A 3,834-nucleotide genomic window follows, 5' to 3' on the forward strand; every position below is an offset into this window, starting at 1 on the left:
TGCAGAAGAATTTCACCTGTTCCAATATATCGAAAGTTACGAATGAACATCAGCAAAAGCATCAAAATCAAACTCAGGACGATAATTAAAACAATTGCATGTTCACTTTTTTGTATCTGAGATCGAGCCCACTGAAGACTTCTCGCAAAAAGATTTCCTACAACTCCAAACAATACTGCACACAAAAAGATTTTGAACAAAACACCCCACGAAAAGCTGGGCAACTCCAAAACAGATAGACGTAAAGATGGAATTCGAAAAATAAGATGTACGCTATAAGACATCAAAGAAGCCAATAAAGCATAAGGAAGCTCTTTCCATCGCCGCGAAAAGATTTCCACCGCAAAAAAAGCAGCCGCAATCGGGCAGCCAAATAAACACGACAGCGCTGCTGCGATTCCGCAAGTCAAAGAACACCCCATCGAAAAGACAGGAATTCTTTTTTGAAGGAAGCTTCCTATCGCCGACCCCAGCTGCAGACTGGCCCCCGCGCGGCCTGTACAAGCCCCTAAAAGATGTGAAATCCAAGCTTCTGATATCGCTAAAGGTGCATTCCTTAAAGGGATATGAACCGCAGATTCTTCTGCTTGAAAAATCTGTTCTATATTCTGTTTATCGTTTCCTATATTTTTGATTAGCCATCGTGTCAACAAAGCTCCAACCGGTAATCCCCATAAAAAAAGGCTGCCCATTTTCAAATGAAGATCCGTTAAAAGCCGAACGCCTGAAACAAAGATACTTTCAACCATGCCGACAACTAGGCCCAAAAACAGACAAAAGACAATGAACCGTCCCTTTTTTCTTCCAAATTCGATCAATGATTCCATGAACTCATCTTACGAAAAAAAGACATGGAAGTCCATGTCTTTATTCTGCGCTGATCGTGAATTCTGTTTTCCAAAGCCCATGCAGATTGCAGTATTCGTAAACAGTCACTTTACCAGAACGATGTTTTACACAAAAATGAACTTGTGGTTCCTGTCCGGGATTCAACGTTTTCTTTTCCACTGTACCATCTTCAAATTCTGCCCATACGGCTGTAATATAATGTTCTTCCAACATTGGATGTGGAACGCTGCCCACTTTTACGATCAATTTATGTCCATTCTGTTCTACAACTGGTACATGTTTTTCTAAAGCTCCATCCGTGGTACCGGCTTTAACTTCGTGGAATCCTTCTGGCAACTGTCCGCCTTTTGGTTCTACGACCATTTCAAACACTGCACCACATTCATTGCATTTTACGATTTTCATTTTTGAAATCCTCCTCTATATTGACATTATATCGATAAAAACTTAAATTATCTATGAATATGACCGCATCTTACAATATTTTACAATGCACTCCCTATCAGTTGCGATTTCAAGTCATGAAACCAATCCGTCTGGATGAACTTCGAAATCATTTTTTTTGTTCTAAAAAACATTGGAATCGATGCACCGATTTTTCGATCCCAACTTTAGAACCTAAAAAAAACTATACGATTTCTTTTAAAATGCAGGCAAAATCTTGCGAATACTCGAATCAACCAGTTTCTGTTGTCTACGAAGATTCCTTTTGTATTGTTGCCTTCAAACCGGCTTTTTTACTCGTTCATGATGATGGTCATCACACAGACACCTTACAAGGGCGCATCAATGCCTATTTAGATTCACAAAAATGGCCTTACAATGCTCAAGCGATCCATCGAATCGATACCGAAGCGAGCGGCTTGGTTCTCTTTTGTAAATTTCCTTTCTTCCAGCCCTTCTTTGATCATCAAATGGGAACCCATCTGATTCAAAAAGAATATCTTTGCATCTTAAAAGGGATCTTGTCCTCTAAGCACGGTATCCTTCAGAACCCGATCGCAAAAGACCGGCATGATGCCAAAAAAATGCGAATTTCAAAAACGGGAAAGCCTTGCAGTACCTTGTATACAGTTTTGGAAGAAAAATCTAACACTTCGTTGATTCAGGTACAGATCCAGACAGGACGGCGCCATCAGATTCGCGTTCATATGAAAAATCTTGGCCATCCTATTTACAATGATCCTTTATATGGAAAAATCGAGGACAGCCGCGGCATGCTTCTACAAAGCAAGCAGCTGCGTTTCCACGTTCCTTTTCAGAAGGATCCTGTCACAGTGATCAGCCCAAAAGATCCGCGAATGATATTAGAATAGTATACCCCTTAAGATAAGCGATCCATACTCCTATACTTAAACATGAGCAAAAAGGAAGGATCGTTTTTTTCATGCCAAGCATCCAAAAAAAGCCAATCCCGATTGCCATCAAACAGGCGACCATCATCCGTTCAATCCCCAACAAAGCCCCAAAATAGAAGAAATAGATCACATCCGCCTGGCCGATCCATTCCGGCTTCAACCAAACCATCCCTAACGAAGGAATCCCATAAAGAAAAGCGCCACTAACAGAAGAGATCAAACTTTGAGACGATCCCAGGCACAAAAACAAAAGCACCGACGGAACAACCCACTTCTTAGAAATATAGTACGTTTTGGCATCTTGCCAAAACAGACAATAAACATAGGTCAGCAAAGCGAACCCTTTAAACAAAGAATCTTGCGGAAGGGATCGGATCGTGATCAGCTGTCCACAAAGAAAACAAAGTTTTCCGACCCAAGGCAGTTTCATTTTTAAACCAAATTTTTCAAAAAGAAGAATTCCTAGAAAACTTAAACCAATAAAAAAGATCTCCATACAAGAAAGTATAGAGATCGTTTCTTACAAAAGTGTGACCAAAGATCATTTTTGGACAGTCTGCAGATAATCAGGATCATCCCCTTTTGGATTATAAACCAGTTTCAATAAAACAGGCGTGATGATCGTTGTAAAGACTACACACAATAAAATAGGGGTCACAAAAATCGAAGGCAGGATGCCCAATGCCATACCGCGGTTGGCAACGATCAAGGCAACTTCTCCACGGGAAACCATACCGCATCCGATGTGAATCGACTGCGTCTTGGAATACCGGCAAAGCAATCCGCCCAGTCCACAGCCAACAACTTTACTGACTACTGATACAACACAGAGTAAAACGATCAAGATCAATAAGCTGGTTGACAGTTGTAGCGGTTCCAATTTCAGCCCAATGCTTGCGAAAAATACTGGCGAAATCAACAGATACGACAAAGTACCAATACGTTTTTCAACATAAGCACATTGACTGGTTCCTGAAATAATCAAGCCGGCCACAAAAGATCCCGTAATGTCCGCAACCCCAAAGAATGCTTCCGAAGCATAGGCCATCAATAGGGCAAAGGCAAAGCTGACAATTGAATACCGCTGCAAACCTCCGCGAGAGTCATGATCAAACCACCAGGCAAACGCCTTATGTAATACGATTCCCACCACAACCGCAAAGATAAAGAACAATACGATCTTCAACAGCACCATTCCTACATCGATGCTGCTGTCGGCCAAGCCAGAAACGATCGTCAAAGCAATGATTCCCAAAACATCATCAATTACGGCAGCCGCCAAAATCGCATTCCCGCTCTCGGTTTTCATGGCCCCCATCTCTTTCAAGGTTTCCACTGTGATTCCTACCGAGGTTGCCGTCAAGATCACACCTAAGAATAAATTCTCGATCCAGGCATCCGGACCGACGTTATACATCATGCCGATCGCATATCCCATAGCCAGAGGAACCAGAACACCTAATACTGCGATCACAAATGCCTTCAATCCGGCTTTTTTCAGATCCGTGATACTGGTTTCCAGACCCGCACCAAACATCAAGACGATTACTCCGATCTCCGACAAAGTTGAGATCAGATTGCTTGGCTGTACCAAGCCAAAGACAGCAGGCCCTAATAAGATCCCTGC

At 42.1% G+C, this 3,834-nt stretch carries 5 protein-coding genes; 1 reads left to right on the plus strand and 4 read right to left on the minus strand.

Going from position 1 to position 3,834, the window contains the following annotated elements:
- Positions 1–827: chloride channel protein (locus Q0J48_RS06810; protein ID WP_296242740.1), on the minus strand; the 827-nt coding region annotated here is incomplete at its 3' end.
- A gap of 40 nt (positions 828–867) precedes the next feature.
- Entirely contained in the window at positions 868–1,254 is a 387-nt protein-coding gene (locus Q0J48_RS06815; protein ID WP_183376382.1) for a desulfoferrodoxin family protein, read from the minus strand.
- A gap of 116 nt (positions 1,255–1,370) precedes the next feature.
- Between Q0J48_RS06815 and Q0J48_RS06820 the strand changes: the two genes are divergently transcribed.
- Entirely contained in the window at positions 1,371–2,165 is a 795-nt protein-coding gene (locus Q0J48_RS06820; protein ID WP_296242741.1) for an RluA family pseudouridine synthase, read from the plus strand.
- Here the strand turns inward: Q0J48_RS06820 and Q0J48_RS06825 are convergent.
- Positions 2,131–2,637 carry a prepilin peptidase gene (locus tag Q0J48_RS06825; protein ID WP_296242742.1) on the minus strand — a complete coding sequence of 169 codons (507 nt, stop codon included), beginning with the start codon at positions 2,635–2,637 and terminating at the stop codon, positions 2,131–2,133. The genes Q0J48_RS06820 and Q0J48_RS06825 overlap by 35 nt on opposite strands.
- Positions 2,638–2,748: 111 nt before the next feature.
- Positions 2,749–3,834: cation:proton antiporter (locus Q0J48_RS06830; protein WP_296242743.1), on the minus strand; the 1,086-nt coding region annotated here is incomplete at its 5' end.

It is taken from the genome of uncultured Faecalicoccus sp. (assembly GCF_944325745.1).
Lineage (GTDB): Bacteria > Bacillota_I > Bacilli_A > Erysipelotrichales > Erysipelotrichaceae > Faecalicoccus.

What these genes read in the sequence shown, in the direction of transcription:
- Q0J48_RS06815 (WP_183376382.1), bottom strand. Translation starts at nt 1,254, where the DNA reads ATGAAAATCGTAAAATGCAATGAATGTGGTGCAGTGTTTGAAATGGTC.
- Q0J48_RS06820 (WP_296242741.1), top strand. Translation starts at nt 1,371, where the DNA reads ATGAAACCAATCCGTCTGGATGAACTTCGAAATCATTTTTTTTGTTCT.
- Q0J48_RS06825 (WP_296242742.1), bottom strand. Translation starts at nt 2,637, where the DNA reads ATGAAACTGCCTTGGGTCGGAAAACTTTGTTTTCTTTGTGGACAGCTG.